Raw genomic sequence first — 16,304 nt, 5'->3', positions numbered from 1 at the left:
GCGGAGCCTGGGAATGCCTTAACAGAGGCTCCGCCTCCTATTTATTTAATACACTTAATAATTCCGTAAAATCCGCTTGCTTGTACTTGTACGTCATCTGAATGAAAACCTGCTGTTAATACGATATGTCGCAGTTCCTCTGGTGAAAAAAACTGAAACACGATGCTGGGGTATGGTTTGAGAAAAGTCGTTGCTAACAGTTTGCCACCAGGACGCAACGCTTGGTAAATATTGCGAATTCCTTCAGTCGCATTATTCCAACAATGCATTGCAGCCCCAGCATAGATAGCGTCTATAGAATTTGGTGCTAGAGGTAGTGCTTCTACATCAGCTCGGATGATAATAATTTCTGACGGTGATATGCCTTCCAATTGCATTTGTTGTTGCAGCTCGGTCAGCATTGTTTCAGAATAATCCAAAGCTAAAATTTGTTCGCATCTTCCCCATTTTACTAAGCGACGTGCCATGATGCCCGTACCACAACTAACATCTGCTACAATTCCAGGATTTTGACCCAAGAATTCCGTACACAGTCTGAATTCAGCATCTATACCGCCAGTGTTCCGTAGTCCTACTGCCCAAAGTGGTGGTAAAATTCGCTCGTATAAAAAGGAGACAATCGGAGAGCGAAACAACTCTGTACGTAAAGGTTTTGTCTCTGTGACGGAGTTTTCAGTTTGCCTTTGTAATGCTTTATCAGTCAAATCAACAACAGAAGGTATTTTTGCTAATTCTTGTTGGAAAGAATTATGACAGGTATTACACTGCTGCGGAACTTCGGCTATAGTTTTGCGGCATAGAGGACAAGCTATGATTTCCTGTATTGTGGACATAACGTTTTTTCTGCCTTATCGTTTATTACCTACGTCTAAATTTTCATACAAATAAGATATGTAGGTTGGGTTGAGCAACAGCGAAACCCAACAAATCCTTGTAGATGTTGGGTTTCGTTCCTCAACCCAACCTACGCGGTTTGGAATATTTTGGTTGAGCTACTTAACGCAAATTGCTCGTTAACGGTATAGTAATTACAGTAGTGGAAAATTGAGAAACAACATCGTTTTGAAAGATAATTACAGGTCGAGTACCTCCCTGTTCAGACCCTCTCGTAGGATTTAAATCTGCTAGCCACACCTCACCTCTTTTAACAGTCATTTTAGATCTTCTTGTCTGAGTAATTCAGTGTATTCGTCTAATCCTTCCTCAGCAAGTCTCTTATCTTCCTCAGCAAATTCTCTATAAAGATCTGCCATCTGTGCTCGATCTATTTTCCAAGTAGCTCCACGACTCCGAAATTTGAGAAACGCTAGAAAATCAGCAACTTCTTTGAGTCGCTCTTCATCCAGGGTGTTTAATTCTTGAACAAGTAATTCTTTAAGAGCAAGCGTATTTATCTTTGTATAGGTATCCATCATCTTTGTTTGTTACTACTAATGAACTATGGTAGAGTGGCAAATCATTCCTTACCACAGAATGCTGTTGCAACAGTTTAGATAACTGTCAATGCTTGCAATGCAAAGCGAGGAGCAACGGCACAATATTGAGAGCGCTATTATTACTGGTTCTCGTTCCTACGCCACAGATGGTGGGATTGAAATTCCCTCTTCTGTAGTGCTGTCCGTAGCCCGCAAACCTTTTTAGGTGTAGGAGTTTTCAGCATGAATTGCCGAATACGCAACAACTGGGCTCATACCTCATCCGCAGATGTCCTCAGTGGGATGCTAATGCTCTGGTGGTGGGCAACCACAGGAAGTTTAACAGTGAAAGTTGCCCCCTTGCCCTCACCGTCACTCTCAGCCCGTACTGTGCCACCGTGAAGCTCGACTAAGTGACGAACGATCGCCAGACCTAGCCCCAAGCCCCCAAACTGCCTTGTGGTTGAACCGTCGGCTTGGCGGAAGCGTTCAAAGACGTGTGGCAGGAATTCTGCCTTGATACCTACACCTGTGTCGCGCACTATAATCTCGACAAATGAGTTAGCCTGAGAGAGACTCACCTCAACCCGCCCACCTTGAGGCGTGAATTTAATTGCGTTCGCGAGGAGATTCCATACTACCTGCAGGAGGCGATTTTGGTCTCCCAAGACAGGTTCTACGTTGGCAAGTTGTAGCTGCAAATCTATGTTTTTGACTTCAGCAGCATGGCGCACCGAATCGAGGGCACTGATAATCACGGTAGCTAAGTTTAACGACTGTGGTTCGAGGCGGAGTTTCCCGATGACGATCCGCGATGTGTCAAGGAGGTCGTTCACTAGTTGTGCCTGAGCTTTTGCATTGCGCTCGATGGTAGCGATCGCTTGCTGTGTCTTTTCTTGGTTGAGCTTTCCGGTACTCAGCAACTGCGCCCAACCGGAGATGGCGTTGAGAGGGGTTCTAAGTTCGTGGGAGACGGTAATTAAGAACTCGTCTTTGAGGCGGCTAGCGGTCTCCGCCTCAGCCCGTGCTGCTTCGGCTTGCGCTAAGTGTTCGTCCCGCTCCCGCTCGCGCTGCGACAGAAGGTCAGCCGAAAATTCTAAAGCTTCGCCTAACAAGGCGACTTCCTGAATGGGTGAGGGACTGATGCGCGGATATTCACCTCTAGCGAGTGCTTCTGCGCCACAAGCAGCTTCAGTGATGCCCTGAGAAATCCACCGCGAGAGGATGAGCGTACCTGCGCCACTTACCAGGAGCAACGCCAAGCCAGATCCAACAACGAGCCACATCGCACGCCGAGCCGGACTATCAATGATCTCAACGGGAACGACAACGGCGGTCGTCCAGTCAGAGAAATTGGCTCGCTTAACGGCAACGTATACTGGCGTTCCCTCCAAAGTGGTCTCGCGGTAGACTCCCTCAGTTGTTTCCGCGATTCGTTTCAGAAAAGACGGGGTACCCGGATGCCCCACAAAGCGATCGGGATTGCGAGTGCGGGCTACAACAACACCGTGACCGTCAACAACAGTACGCGTCCACTCCCCATCAATAGTTGTCTGGGTTTTAAGGACACTCGTGAGTGCGTCTGAGGTGATGAGGGCAGTAAGCACATACTGTAGCTTGCCGCCGCGCATGACTGGAACGCGGACGGGGAAAGCCCATTTTCGCTTGAGACGTGCAAAGGCGAGGTAACCCACTGTCGGCTGGAGTGTTTTGACAACACGCCGCACACTTTCAGGTTCATTTGCCAAGGGTAGTGAGGTACCGAAAGGACGAAAGGTATTGAACACTTGGCGTTCATTCGGCATTAGGAGGATCACACCCAACCAAGTCGGCTGCGTCCGCACTGTGCGCTGCGCCTCGTTATAAAACGCTTTTAATTCACCTTGGTCAAGCCGATCGGAGGCTGCCAGTGCTTGGAGTGTCCTGGTTGTGCTTAAAACCTCGCGCTCCACATCATAAGTGAGATTGCGTGCCGCTAGAAGCAAGCGGCGCTCTGATGCCGCACGCTCGTTGAGCGAGAGCCTGTGTACAATAGCAACAGCAAAAAGGACAACTGGAAGTAATGCCCCTGCTACAAGTAACACGAGATGCCACTTAAGAGCCAGCTTGTGTCCGCCCCAAGGCTTTAAGTTGTCATTTATACTTCTTTTCTGGAAACCAAATCCCAAATGTAAGGGAAATTCGGTTTTATTCGATCTTGTCACGCTCTTTTGCTGAAAGCACACCAAGTCATCTGTGTGCTTTAATCATTGGATTATAACCCGGATTTCTCACTTGCAAGCAAAATGCATCCCCGTGAACGAGTGTAAATGGATATTTTAAGTATAAATACATAAAATTCTTCATATTGTTTCTATCTTGATTAAATTAACAAATGTATATGAGAACCTTGTTGAGTTTTACTGACCTCAATTCGAGCTTGGAAAGCTTCTTTAAGGTGGGGCATATGAGTGACAGTTAAGATGCAAGCGAAATCAGAAGCGATCGCATTAATCGCCGCAATCAGGCGATCTCAATCCTGGGTTAAATTTTGGTATTGTTGCTTGACAAAGTTCAGCTGTTGTTCTTTGCTTTTTCATACAAGTAGTTCTCGCACTTCCTATACTCCAAGTTACTATGAAGTTGAGAAATTGACTTGGCTAAGTAGGTTGGCAAGAAAACACACAACTGTGTAACGAAATGTAATTTTTTTTACTTTATTTGTAGTGGGGCTTTAGCGCTAAAGCCCCACTACGAATGAGTAATTATTTGCAACAACTTACTTACTGTTGCCATCAAATTAGGAGAAAAGATATTGGCGATCGCGTTTATCAAGTAGGTTGGGTTGAGGAACGAAACCCAACTTTTCTTCATAGGGAAAGGCGGGCGGGGACGCCCACCCCACATCAGATGCGCTGTTGAACTCAGAGGGGCGAAAAGCCCTGCAAGCAAGTTTGATAGAAACCTTACCTCCAGAATTACTAACAGAAGCACTTGATTTAATTCGAGAAATCAAAAATAATTATATAGAAAAACACTCAAGTACAAACAAATTAACCCTTTCTACAGCTGAAGATTTACTTGAATTTGCTGGAACTTGGGAAGGTAATGATATTAGAGAATGTCTTCAACTTGTTCATGACACTCGTATGCCATTGGAATTTTAAGAATGTATTTGCTTGACACAAATCATTGTACTTTTTTGATAGAAGGTGAACTAAAAGTTGTCAATCATGTTCGGGAACTAGGTAAGGTAACACTTGCGACTAGTGCTGTCGTTGCAGGCGAACTCAGATTCATGGCACAGAACTCTCAACAAAAAACTGCAAATCTCATTAGAATTCGTGCATTTCTCAACCGAATTTATATTTATTGTCTATCGTACAATGCTTTGTTAATTAAATATTGGGTTTCGTTCCTCAACCCAACCTACTTGCTTCGCTTTGTTTATCAATTCAATGATATGTTGGGTTTCGTTCCTCAACCCAACCTACGATTAAATTAATAAATGTATCTGAGAACCTTGTTGAGTTTTACTAACCTCAATTCGAGCTTGGAAAGCTTCTTTAAGGTGGGGCATATGAGTGACAGTTAAGATGCAAGCGAAATCAGAAGCGATCGCATTAATCGCTGCAATCAGGCGATCGCATCCTTCGGAATCCTGCGTACCGAACCCTTCATCTACAATGAGCAATTGCAATGAAGCTCCAGCCCGTTGCGCCAGTAATTTTGCTAAAGCTAAACGGATAGAAAAATTAATTCTAAACGCTTCTCCACCCGAATAAGTTTCATAAGCTCGCGTTCCTTGTGCATCCGCAATCAAAATATCCAAAGTATCTATCAACTTGACATTTTTCTTAGTTGATTTTCCACTGCGTCCTGCTTTTTGTGTCACAAATTGAACGTGCAACTGGTTAGCACTCAATCGCGAGAGCAATTGATTTGTTTCAGCTTCTAATTGAGGCAAAACATTCTCAATCATCAATGCTTGAATGCCATTTTTACCAAATGCTTGCGCTAATTCCTGATAAATCCGATATTGCTGTTTTGTTTCTTGCAGTTGCTGCTGTTGTTGCTCGTACTGAAGTTGTAGCGCTTCAAGTTGGTGGGCTAGCTGCTGCAGCCGTCCTAAGTTCGCAAGTTGTTCGTCAAGCTGACGCCTGCGTGATGCTAATTGCTGCTCTAACGCTTGAATTTGAGTTGTTGGATTTGCTGTTTCTTGCAATTGCTCAACAAAACTTTCTATTTCGGTATAAAGTTTTTGCCGCTCACCCAATCTCCCTTGTAAAGCCACCTCTAATTCTTGGAGTCGCGCATGAAGTTGCGGGTACTGCTGTTGTGCTGCTTGGAGATGTTGATACTGTAATTGCCAAGATTGTGTTTTGCGTACTGCCAAACGAATCTGGTTGTGCCGATCTGTATCATAGCCAAGTTCAACAATGTACTTTTCAAGAGCAGCGATTTGTTTGGCACACTCAGACTCAGTTGCTTCTTGCTGAACTCTAGCTTGCAACTGTTGAATTTGTCCTTGAATTTCCGGTTTTCGTAACTGTATTTGAGCTTGGCGCTTGGCTGCATCTTTCATCTGACTGAGCCTAATTTCTGCCCACCGCCATCTTTCCACCTCGTTACGCGCAAGGGCATGATCCTGTTCGCTGTAGTTGAGCTGTTGTAAGTACTGCTCCAATTGCTGCAATTCGGCTTGTAAATCGTGAGCGTAATCACCCATTTCTAACGCTTGCTGGAGTTGCTGCTTCTCAACAACTATTTGTTGTAGCTGTTGTTCAACATCACTTGTTGCTTGCAATTGTGCTGCTAATTGCCCTCTTTGTTCGCGTAAAGTATCGTAAGGAGACAATTGTTGTGATATATCCCGATATTCCTGTCTGAGAACTTGAATTTCTCGATCTGATACAGCCATTCGTTCCCGAACTATCCACAATTCATCCTCAGCATCTTTGTACTCAATTTTGGTTTTATCGACTACACGGTTCCAATGATGTTCATCCAAAGGACGCTCGCACAAAGGACATAAAGCATTGGGAGTTTGGAGCATTTGGAGTTTTTGCTGTAATTCTCCCAAAAGTCTTTCATAATCCCGTTGGTGAGCTTGCAGGCGTTCTATCAAGTGGCGTCTTTCTTGTCCTTTCTCCTGCACTCTTTGCAAATAAACCCGCTTTTTTTCTAACTCCTCAATTTGGATTGCGACTTCCATCACTGCTTGTTGCAGTTGCGGCTGTCGCCGTGAAGCTCGTTGCAATTGGTTTTCCGTCGCTCCTATTTGTTCGAGTCGAGCAACTAACCCAGCATGCGATCGCTCGATTTGGGTTTGCAAGGAAGCCCGCTTTTGTAGCAGAGGAGACACCTGCAGTTGCAGTCCATTGAGTTGCTCGAGCCGATTGCGTGCAGCCGCCAGTTGTGCCAAAGCAGCTTCTACTTCATCTGATTTCCCAAGAGTTTGTTGCAGATCTTGCTCTTGTTGCTGCAAAGCTGCGAGTTGCGCTTCGCTGTGTTGCAGTTGGCGTTCAAGTTCGTGAATTTGTTTTGTCAGTTGCTGCTGGTTCTTTTGACGTGCTTGTTGGGCGCGAGTGTATTTTTCAAATCTTGTACCCATCGCCTCTTCTTGTGATTGTAACTCTTGATACTCAACATATCCAGCTTTAATCTCAGCTTCTCGACTCAACAACTTTTCTAAAACAGATAACTGACCGCTAATAGCTGCACGGTCTTGTTGAAGGCGATCGCAATCCTGGGTTAGATTTTGGTATTGTTGCCTGACAAAGTTCAGATGTTGTTCCTTGTTTTGTCTCTGATGTTGAACAACCTGCAAACTTTGCAATTGAATTGTATCAAATGCTTGGACTTGCTGCAGTTGGTTAATGTCAGCTTCCAATTCTACTTGTTTTTGGATTATCCCCTCACGCGAAAGCAGTTGATTTTTCAGGGACTCCAAACAACGTTCTAATTCCTCCGCCCGTGCTTTAAACTGACGCGATAGGTCTTTTGCCCGTTCTTCTAATTCATCATATTGATTGAGTTTTAATAACTCTGCCAGTATCTCTTTACGTTCGTTAGGTCGTTTGAGCATAAATTCATCAGCACGACCCTGCCGGAGATAAGCTGAGTTAATAAAAGTATCGTAATCTAGCTTAATATGTTCTAGAATGATATCTTGTGTTGCCCTTAAGCCCTTACCAGTCAACGGGCGAAAGCCATTTGGTGTTTCTATTTGAAATTCCAAGCCACTATTCCCACCCCGCTGTCGGGTACGAATCACGCGATAATTTTGTTGGTTGGTTTCAAAGATAAAATCAACCCTAACGTCTTTAGACCCTGTGTGGATAACGTCATCTTCAGATACAGCTCTGCTTTCACCCCACATTGCCCAGGTGATAGCTTCGAGGAGGGAAGATTTTCCTGCACCATTAGAACCACAAATACACGCCGTATGTAAACCGCGAAAATCCAGAATGGCATCGCGGTAACTGAGAAAGTTTTTAAGTGTAAGTTGTCTTGGGATCATTGAGGCTTCAGCGCGACACCTTATTTTAAAGAAGTAAGCAGTACAGATGCTCTCTTTGTTAGTTTAACTAGGTTATTATCATGTTTCTAGTCTCTAATAGAGCAAATTTACGAATGTTAACAATATTATGAGTCAGTTTTTTCCCTCGGGCAAAAGCTTTTTGCTATCTTGATAGAATTATTTGTAAGGGGCTTTAGGGGCAATACGATTCAGCTTTGTTGGGTTGAGGAACGAAACCCAACATTCTTGATGAGGAGTAAATTTTGTGTAGGTTGGGTTGAGGAACGAAACCCAACATTCTTGATCGGGAGTAGTAGCATAGCAATCGGCAGAATCGAACTAGGCGCTCTGATAAACCAAACTTGGTTATTTTCATCATAAACTGTATCCTGTAATAACCCAAGAGTATCCAAAGGATTGAGAATTAAGTCTTGTTCCTCTGTCGTGCCATGTTGTGCTTTTAGCTTGTCACGTAAACTTCATTCTTCTCAGACATCCGTCGTTTAACACTGTAGGAACAGTTTCAAAGAAATTACGTCATCTATGTCTTTCGTTACTGTTAGTTTATACAATTTAACGTTACAAAAAGAATAACGTGGAACAATTGGGCATTCTTCCCATGTCATAGTGAATTAACCCTCGGAATACTCCTAGAGATAGGCTGGAAAAAGGTCAGAAACAATCTCAGTAACAGTACGTCATAAAAACTAACAAGACACGACAGGACTCTGCTTTATGACTCGTTTTATTAATTGGAAATCTGGAGCCGCTGCAATGATGGCAATGGCTATTACAACAGGTGCTATCGCACCCATGTTCGCTTTGGCTCCTGCTAATGCACAGATAATACGCGGACAATCTCGAAACTTTTCTATTCCTGCGGGATTTGTGATTCCTACTACCTACGACAAAGAGAAAATTTTGGTCACGTCTGAAGAGAAAGCTCCAATCACTCTCAAGGTAGCAAAAAATCTTGTCGATCCCTCTGGTAATATCATAATTGCAGAAGGCACTGAAATTGTTGGACAAATGCAGCCAGCCAGCAGAAGAGATCGAAAAGGTAGCCGATTTGAAGCACAAGAGTTGGTTTTCCCTAACGGCAATCGCCAATCTTTAAATGCAACTTCTCAAGTAATTACTAGAACGGAAAAAATCAAGAAAGGAGCCAAGACAGGCGACATTCTCAAAGATGCTGCTATTGGTGCAGGTGCTGCTAGTGTCATTTCACTGCTTACGGGTAACCGCAGAATTGAAGCCTTAGAACCTATTATTGGTGCAGGTGCGGGTGCTGTAGCTAGCATTTTGTTGCGGAAGAATGAAGCTGAAGTTGTTGTTGTTGAACCCCAAGAAGGTGATTTAGATTTGACACTGCGTTCTAGTTTGCAATTATCTCGCAGTGACCGATACAACAACTACTAGACTTAACTCTATTTAAGTCCGTGAATGTCATTATGAGAAATGCGATCGCACCATTAGTAGAGGTTTGCGATCGCTTGACTTTTTTATAGCCATTATTAAAAATTTCCGTACTTATACTCAGACGAAGTAACTTTGGCTTCATTTATACTACAGTGAACAGTAGGTAGGGCTAAAGCCCACTAATATTGAAGGGTATGCATTACCGCAGATAATTTGAGACAAAAGCTAATGGTACGCCACATGAAGACCCCCGTGAACCACTAGTTGTCTAAGTATTTTGTTTGATTTTTGTGCAACTATTTTGTCAGGGTAGCGTCTTAGTCATTAACTGATGAAAAACAGTCAGTAGTTATCAGTAAAAAACGAATATTAATGGGTGATAATTATCAGTATATTCTACCAAATTAACAAATAATAAATCATAGCTGGTAACTAAAAATTGGAACTTTTGAAATCAATAATTGTCTTATTAACTAACAGAAAAACCAAAAAGGTTGGGGAGCAAGAATAAAATGTTTGGTCATACTCGTTGGCAAGCTGGATGTGCTGCATTCATGACATTAGGTATTACAGCAGGCACAATCGCACCTTTAATTACACCTACAGCCTCTTTGGCTCAAACAAGCTTTTCAGACGTTTCATCTAATTACTGGGCATCACAATTCATTCAAGAACTAGCACAGCGCGGCGTCATTGCTGGATTTCCTGATGGTACTTTCCGTCCAGATCAAGCAGTTACACGCGCTCAGTTTGCAGCTATGATCCGTAAAGCTTTCCAAAAATCAGCAGAACGGCAAGTAGTCCGATTTTATGATGTGCCAAGCAATTACTGGGCATACATGGCAATTAATGAAGCCTATACAACGGGTTTCTTATCGGGTTATCCCGGCAATCGTTTTGAGCCTAACCAAAATATCCCCCGTCAGCAAGTACTGGTTTCACTGGCTAACGGTCTGGACTATGTTGCTAATAACAGCACTGAAAGTACCTTGCAGTACTACAACGACGCTTACGATATTGCTAGCTATGCTCGAACTCCTATCGCTGCGGCGACAGAGAAGCGCCTAGTAGTGAATTATCCCAACGTAAGGTCACTACAACCACAAGCAGTGGCAACACGAGCACAGGTAGCAGCCTTTATCTATCAAGCGCTGGTTAGCACCGGTCAAGTTTCAGCTCTTAACTCGCCCTATATCGTAGCTATTGGTAACACAACTCCACCCAAACCTATAGCAGTGACCATTCCTGAAGGAACTGTGATTCCCGTGAAGTACGACAAGGCTGAAAAAATTCTTGTTACCAAAGACGAAACAGCACCTTTAACCCTCACTGTTGGGCAAAACGTAGTGACCGACAGAGGAACTTTAGTCATTCCTGCTGGTAGCCAAGTTGTAGGTAAACTCAAACCAGCAAAAAATGGTTCTCAATTTGTAGCTGAAAAACTTGTTCTTACCAACGGTCAAGAGTATCAATTGAGCGCGACTTCTGAGGTGATTAGCAAGACTGAAACTATCAAGAAAGGAACTAGCGCAACAGCAATTGTGAAAAATGCAGCCCTCGGTGCAGGTGCAGCCGCTGCAGTCTCAGCCGTAACTGGCGATCGCGCTATTGCTACGGAAGAAGTTCTAGGTGGTGCGGCAATTGGTGGATTGTTCGGTCTATTCTTTGGTAAGAAGAGCGTTGACTTGGTTGTTATCGATCCAGACACCGACCTGCAAATGACTGTAGAAAGAAATTTACAGATTTCACTTAGATAAGCTAATGGCTAATGGCTAATTGCTAATGGCTAATGGCTAATGGAAAGCTGACAATTAGCTATTAGTTAATGACTCATCAATACTGCAAGGGATCTCGGAAATTGTAGGTTGGGTAAACCCGTGGGAAAATCCAACAAATGTCTGTAAATGTTGGGTTTCGTTCCTCAACCCAACCTACGTGTTTTCGGATTTTTCGGCTTAACCGACAAGTATTGAATAGCTCATGGCTCATGGAAAACTGACAATTAGCAATTAGCCATTAGCCATTAGCAACCAAACAATAACAGTAGTTCCTTGTGCATTAAGGGATGTAATAGCGGAGTTTAACGCAGGGCTGAAAACTTGGATTTCGCCCTGCATTTGTTCTATGAGTTGTTTGGCAATTGATAATCCCAATCCTGTCCCTGGAATTTGTGTCTGGGCTTGTACTCCTCGATAATGCCTTTCACCAAGATGTTCCAAATCTTGGATGGGAATACCAGGTCCGGTATCACTAATAGCAATTCCTTGAAATGATGGCTTTTCTTGCCCAGCTTGGATCAAAATTTTGCCCCCAGATGGAGTGTACTTCAAGGCATTATCAATAATATTGCTTAATACTTCTTCTAGTAACTTGCGGTTAACACGCACTCTAGGTAAATGAGGGGGAATTTCTACTACTAATTGTAAATTTCTTTCTTGAGCCATTGCACTAGCAGAAACTAGTAATGGTTCTAAAATATCCACTATCGAACAATCTGTTTCTTTCTCTCCTGTACCAGGTAGTAACAATGGCGCTTTTGGCTGTTTTTGCACGTTGGCTTCGACATACACTTCTTTTGAGGGTAACGCCACTGACCCCAAATCTTCTGCTGTTAGATCGATAACTTCATCAAATTTTTGTAACAATTCTTTAAGGCGATCGCTCTCTCGCACTATGCTATTTGCCACTTCTTGGTTGACATCTCCCGGACGCAACCGCTTGAGAAGCAGTTTGCCAAAGGTTCGCAATGCAGTTAATGGATTGCGTAGCTGGTGGAGTAAATTATCTAGCAAATCTTGCTGCTTTTCTTGTAGGATTTGCTGTTGGTGTAACTGCTGTTCCAACCATGCCCTCTGTCTGTCTATAACACAAGCTAAAGATAGTGTTTGAGCGATGCGCTCAATTTCACCCTTTTCCTGCTCATTCCATTCCCGATCTTCCCTAACTGTTACTAGCAGCCCTAACATCATATCCTGACTAATCAGAGGCAAGACAATTTGGTCGCCTCCTATAAAGTATTCTTCTTTTGAATGAGACTCTGATGCCTCAGTTGTTGACGTTTCTCGTGTGGTTGCTGGAAATTCTTCTGCTGCTTTCAATAACTTCTGATTCTTTTTGGTTTTTTCCAAACTCCGGACTTTGTCCGTAGAAGAATGGGGAATTCTGTTGATGACAGTCAAAGCTGAACTATATGAAACCTTATCGGGGATTGAAATAGACATGGGCAACGCTAAAGCATTATCTTGCTGGTGTTCCACTGCTGTCTCTGGGTAAAACACCACAGGAATTAGCTTCGCCTCTTGTGTCGTTGAAGCCTCTACCAATTCTTGTGTTAGATAAACGACACTCAATGATGCTTCCAGCCCTTGGGCTAACAGTGCCATCTGCTCTCGGCATAGAGCAACAAACTCAGAACTGGTAGACATTGACATGATTTTGGTGAGTGGTTAGTGGTTGGTAGTTAGTAGGGGGGCAATGCAAGAGTTCCCTTACAGGGGGTAGGGTAAGAAAAGGGACTGGGGAAAAACCTTTCTTTAACAAAGCTTAACTCAATCTAACCTGTCTTGGCTCGTTCAAAGGGGGTACACTTTTTACTAAGTGTATATTTTCTGTTACTAACGAAATTATCTTTCTTGTATCAAAAGGTTAACAACTCTTGAAATTTTGAACTAGAACTTTTATAATTACGACGGATTTTGTAGCTATCACTACAATAATCTATAGCTTTCAAGAGGAGGAAAGAAGGTTGGCAAGGAGAAGAAAAAGGAAGAGCCGTCGTCGTCAAGAAGGGCGACGAATTTTGGAACACGTGCCTCAATATAGCATCGAAAGCGGCGAAGAGAAACCTGTGACAGCAGCAAGAAGGTTTATTCAAGCTGAGGGAATCTTGCCACCTGCGTTGCTACTCGTAAAGCGAAACGAACACACCACAGATCGTTACTTTTGGGCCGAGAAAGGTCTGTTTGGTGCTCAGTATGTTGAAGAAAATCATTTCTTATTTCCCAGCCTGAGAACGTTAGAACCTTCTCCAGGTCAAGAACCAGTAGCTGTTGCCAGTCGCTGAACCATCAATGGCTATCATAAGATTTGAGTTGGACTCATGACAACAATTAACTGGCAAAAATGCTGGGTATATTCAAAATTTTCATGTTTTTTTAAGAATATGGCTCATTTGCCAGTGAGGAGCAAGCCTAATTTGGACAATCAACTCGAATCAAACTATCTGTTTGCTTAAAGAGTTGATTATGCACGCAAGAGCAGACGAGAGAGGAAGATGAACGTTTCTGGATTTCAGCAGACCATAGATTGTGCTCTTTACGAGCGTGTCACTTCTTCCAACAGCATGCAGGGAGAATGTTTGACATGGAGAACGTTTTATCTCCTCTCCTAAGTTCTTTTTTTATGGGGTTGTCACAAGTCCGTCTCTCATTCTTTACAGATAGTCATTGGTGTACAGCTACGACTGGCAATTTTTTAAATTTAATGCCCGTTGAAGCTCAATGAGTTCGTCTCGGTGAGCTACTACAGTGATTTGACTTGAGAAGTATTCGTTGCTCTTGGTCTGGTCCAGTTTCAGCGAAACCTTCTCAAGTTTTTTAGCTCTTTTCCAGTAAAAAGTACCGCTTAAAGGTGAAAGCATTACCATTGCAGGAAAAACTCGGTTGAGGTTGGGGAATAGAAAAGATAAAACCAGTGATAGGCAAAGAATACCTATAGCCGCTAAAAGCGTTAAAAATATAGCTAAAAACCAGCTAGGTCTAACGTAACCTTCAAAAGTCACTTGGTTGTGTTCGGGGTCTACCGCTGCCACTCGGTAAGACCGCGATTGAAAGTAATCCCTTAATAAAGGCATTAAAGTATTTTCATCTTGCGCTGAAACCAAGTGTGCTGTTTCCATACGGTCTTTGGTCGAAGCTCGAATAAAGAAAAACAGCCCGACAGATAATAGTAAGGTCAACACTAAGGTGGATGGCAGAATGGCAGTATCCATAAATCAGTAATTGTTACTTTTAAGTTGGTGGGGACTTATTCATTATCAAGTAACTAAGCGCAAGTCACATAATATCAGTCTTCTTTGTGATTAGTATTACTAATGTACGGGCGCGGAGCCTTGCGCCCTTACTAACCACTCTCTACTAACTACTAACGAGTTGATTTGTCCTCTCATGTATGTATTCGTGCCATAAACGAGCTAGACTCGCAGCTTGCGATTGCCATTCTGGCGAAACTTGATACATTCTCCTTGGACGTCCGCGTCCTTCAAGTTTTTTCCAATACCCAGTAATTGCCTTCTGGTCTTCAAGAAACTTAATTGCACTGTAAAGTACAGTATCAGAAAGCCTATAGGTCGGATATTCGGTTTCTAGCCGTTGGATCAACTCTGTTCCGTAGGATTCTCCTTGTAGTAAAACGTACAAGATGTAGCAAATAGCTAATTCTTGACAGAGATACGTTGGCGGAGGATTTTCAAAGAATTTATATATATCCTCAAGTTTCATGGTTAGTAAATGGCTAAAAAATGCCTAAGGGTCAAGCTTCTAATCCCACATGGGTGTCTGAGATGCTACCCCGAAAACTTTAAGAATATTGTGGTACTTAGGCTGTAATACCAAAGAACAAAAAGTGATAATTCGTAGGATGGATGCGCCATTTATAGAGGTATACAGGTGGATACCCCTACCCAAGCTTTTGGCGTTTTATTGAGGAGCTATTCGACAACAGCATAACAGCTGCCCTCGATTTAGGTTGATGCAGATGGCGTAAAAACTGCTTAAGCATAAAATACCGCCTAAGCAATTTTAAAGGGAAAATGCATTTTTGATGAATAACTTAATCAAAACTTTGTCGGACAGTAATTATCCGGGGGTAATGCTAAAGATTAGATATAGTTTTCAGTAAAGAAGGTTGACAAACAGTAGATACACTTAAATTTGTTTCGGGTACGCAATCTCTTTATATAGTTATTCTACAAAAATATCAGGGTTACGGAGATACCAAACAAGCCAATATCAGCCAGTTTGATACCCAAAAAGCACGACTTTCTAAAGAAATCGCGCTTCTTACCTAGCAACTTTTACCCCGAATTGTGCCTTATAAGTTTTTAATTTGTCAGCAGATGAATGCAATCTTGTGAAACACGAAGAAAGCTACTGCTTGAGTCCCAAACAACAAAGCAGTGCCCTAAATTTTTGAAAATATTATTTTTTACTGTAACATAGGATAATCGGTAATAAACATTTTTCTTTTGAGAAAAAGGTGAAAAGTTAGGGAAATGCTTTGCCATCCCTTCATAATGGTTTCAATATCTGGGTATAACTACTGGGGAAAGTTCATGTTAAATTGAACAAGCGCCCAGGATATTGGTGATGTTAAGTATGTCAGACACCTCTGGAATCCGGGCGATCGCCCAAGCGTTTCGCCTGACAGGTTGGATTAGCTTTTGGACTCAGTTAGTGCTGGGCATTGTCTCAGCAGGGATTTTGCTAAGTGCAATTGTTTTTAGCAGGGGGGGTAACAACAGCAATAATCCAGGAACTGGATTTGGTGCTTTTTTTGCAGTTGCCGGACTCATTGCCTTAGGTATAGGAATTTATTTAGCATTCCGTTACACTAGAATTGGTAGGGGATTGGACTCTTCCAACGCTAACAACCGTCCTCGAAAAATTGAAACAGTACAAGTCCTACAGTTTGCATTAGTGGTGCATCTAGCAGGTATGCTGCTAACTCTTTTAGGAGCACAAGCGATCGCTGGTACACTGATTGTCAAGTCGTTAACATTGCCGCAATTTGGTGTTGGAGTATACACTCAAATTGACCCCAACCGAATTATCCAACCTATAGATATCTTTGTCGTACAAGCAAATACCAACACGGTAACAGCACATTTTGCAGGGCTTGTCTCTTCCATTTGGCTGCTTTACCGTCTTTCTAAACCACAGTCTTAGGGGGTAGGGGGTAAGGAGTAGGGA

16 protein-coding genes are annotated in these 16,304 nt (G+C 42.9%); 8 read left to right on the top strand and 8 right to left on the bottom strand.

From position 1 onward, the window contains the following. Positions 1–41: 41 nt before the first annotated feature. The 3 genes from F7734_RS00075 to F7734_RS00065 all read right to left on the bottom strand — a co-directional run bounded on the left by F7734_RS00075 (position 42) and on the right by F7734_RS00065 (position 1,415). The gene (locus tag F7734_RS00075; RefSeq protein ID WP_155742752.1) at positions 42–833 is read right to left on the bottom strand and encodes a class I SAM-dependent methyltransferase; all 792 of its coding nucleotides are present in this window, start codon (positions 831–833) and stop codon (positions 42–44) included. Positions 834–996: 163 nt separating this feature from the next. Further along, positions 997–1,155 carry a type II toxin-antitoxin system PemK/MazF family toxin gene (locus F7734_RS00070; RefSeq protein ID WP_243146588.1) on the bottom strand — a complete coding sequence of 53 codons (159 nt, stop codon included), beginning with the start codon at positions 1,153–1,155 and terminating at the stop codon, positions 997–999. Next, positions 1,152–1,415, bottom strand: coding sequence for a hypothetical protein (locus tag F7734_RS00065; RefSeq protein WP_155742750.1), 264 nt, complete (start codon positions 1,413–1,415; stop codon positions 1,152–1,154). The genes F7734_RS00070 and F7734_RS00065 overlap by 4 nt, the downstream gene beginning before the upstream one ends. A gap of 88 nt (positions 1,416–1,503) precedes the next feature. On the opposite strand from F7734_RS00065, the gene F7734_RS00060 reads away from it, so the two are divergent. Further along, positions 1,504–1,641: a hypothetical protein gene (locus tag F7734_RS00060; protein WP_155742748.1), complete on the top strand. Its 138-nt coding sequence runs from the start codon at positions 1,504–1,506 to the stop codon at positions 1,639–1,641. A gap of 46 nt (positions 1,642–1,687) precedes the next feature. On the opposite strand, the gene F7734_RS00055 is transcribed toward F7734_RS00060, so the two are convergent. Next, positions 1,688–3,619, bottom strand: a complete 1,932-nt coding sequence (locus F7734_RS00055) for an ATP-binding protein (RefSeq protein WP_347566100.1) — start codon at positions 3,617–3,619, stop codon at positions 1,688–1,690. A gap of 532 nt (positions 3,620–4,151) precedes the next feature. On the opposite strand from F7734_RS00055, the gene F7734_RS61585 reads away from it, so the two are divergent. The 3 genes from F7734_RS61585 to F7734_RS00045 are packed head-to-tail and all read left to right on the top strand — an operon-like array spanning position 4,152 to position 4,899. Then, entirely contained in the window at positions 4,152–4,316 is a 165-nt protein-coding gene (locus tag F7734_RS61585) for a hypothetical protein (protein ID WP_207713958.1), read from the top strand. Next, positions 4,313–4,561: a DUF2281 domain-containing protein gene (locus tag F7734_RS00050; protein WP_207713957.1), complete on the top strand. Its 249-nt coding sequence runs from the start codon at positions 4,313–4,315 to the stop codon at positions 4,559–4,561. The genes F7734_RS61585 and F7734_RS00050 overlap by 4 nt, the downstream gene beginning before the upstream one ends. Before the next feature lie 2 nt (positions 4,562–4,563). Beyond that, on the top strand, positions 4,564–4,899 hold the full coding sequence (locus F7734_RS00045; RefSeq protein ID WP_155742747.1) for a type II toxin-antitoxin system VapC family toxin: 336 nt from the start codon (positions 4,564–4,566) through the stop codon (positions 4,897–4,899). Here F7734_RS00045 and F7734_RS00040 read toward each other — a convergent pair. After that, the gene (locus F7734_RS00040; RefSeq protein WP_155742745.1) at positions 4,891–7,917 is read right to left on the bottom strand and encodes an SMC family ATPase; all 3,027 of its coding nucleotides are present in this window, start codon (positions 7,915–7,917) and stop codon (positions 4,891–4,893) included. The two genes, F7734_RS00045 and F7734_RS00040, sit on opposite strands and share 9 nt — an antisense overlap. A gap of 735 nt (positions 7,918–8,652) precedes the next feature. On the opposite strand from F7734_RS00040, the gene F7734_RS00035 reads away from it, so the two are divergent. Both F7734_RS00035 and F7734_RS00030 read left to right on the top strand, forming a co-directional pair. Beyond that, complete coding sequence (locus F7734_RS00035; protein WP_155742743.1) at positions 8,653–9,336, top strand: NAD(P)/FAD-dependent oxidoreductase; 684 nt, start codon at positions 8,653–8,655, stop codon at positions 9,334–9,336. A 512-nt stretch (positions 9,337–9,848) separates the two neighbouring features. Next, entirely contained in the window at positions 9,849–11,093 is a 1,245-nt protein-coding gene (locus F7734_RS00030; protein ID WP_155742741.1) for an S-layer homology domain-containing protein, read from the top strand. A gap of 252 nt (positions 11,094–11,345) precedes the next feature. Here F7734_RS00030 and F7734_RS00025 read toward each other — a convergent pair whose 3' ends face one another. Continuing rightward, entirely contained in the window at positions 11,346–12,767 is a 1,422-nt protein-coding gene (locus tag F7734_RS00025; protein WP_243146587.1) for a HAMP domain-containing sensor histidine kinase, read from the bottom strand. A 314-nt stretch (positions 12,768–13,081) separates the two neighbouring features. Between F7734_RS00025 and F7734_RS00020 the strand changes: the two genes are divergently transcribed. Next, on the top strand, positions 13,082–13,399 hold the full coding sequence (locus F7734_RS00020) for a DUF3155 domain-containing protein (RefSeq protein WP_026134610.1): 318 nt from the start codon (positions 13,082–13,084) through the stop codon (positions 13,397–13,399). 393 nt (positions 13,400–13,792) lie between these two features. On the opposite strand, the gene F7734_RS00015 is transcribed toward F7734_RS00020, so the two are convergent. Both F7734_RS00015 and F7734_RS00010 read right to left on the bottom strand, forming a co-directional pair. Beyond that, positions 13,793–14,326: a cofactor assembly of complex C subunit B gene (locus tag F7734_RS00015; protein WP_155742739.1), complete on the bottom strand. Its 534-nt coding sequence runs from the start codon at positions 14,324–14,326 to the stop codon at positions 13,793–13,795. Between the two features lie 145 nt (positions 14,327–14,471). Continuing rightward, entirely contained in the window at positions 14,472–14,834 is a 363-nt protein-coding gene (locus tag F7734_RS00010) for a PadR family transcriptional regulator (RefSeq protein ID WP_155742737.1), read from the bottom strand. Positions 14,835–15,710: 876 nt separating this feature from the next. Between F7734_RS00010 and F7734_RS00005 the strand changes: the two genes are divergently transcribed. After that, positions 15,711–16,280: a DUF3611 family protein gene (locus tag F7734_RS00005; RefSeq protein WP_243146586.1), complete on the top strand. Its 570-nt coding sequence runs from the start codon at positions 15,711–15,713 to the stop codon at positions 16,278–16,280. Positions 16,281–16,304: the final 24 nt, after the last annotated feature.

The sequence above is a fragment of the Scytonema sp. UIC 10036 genome, from assembly GCF_009725235.1.
This window is presented reverse-complemented; position numbering and strand designations above follow the sequence as displayed.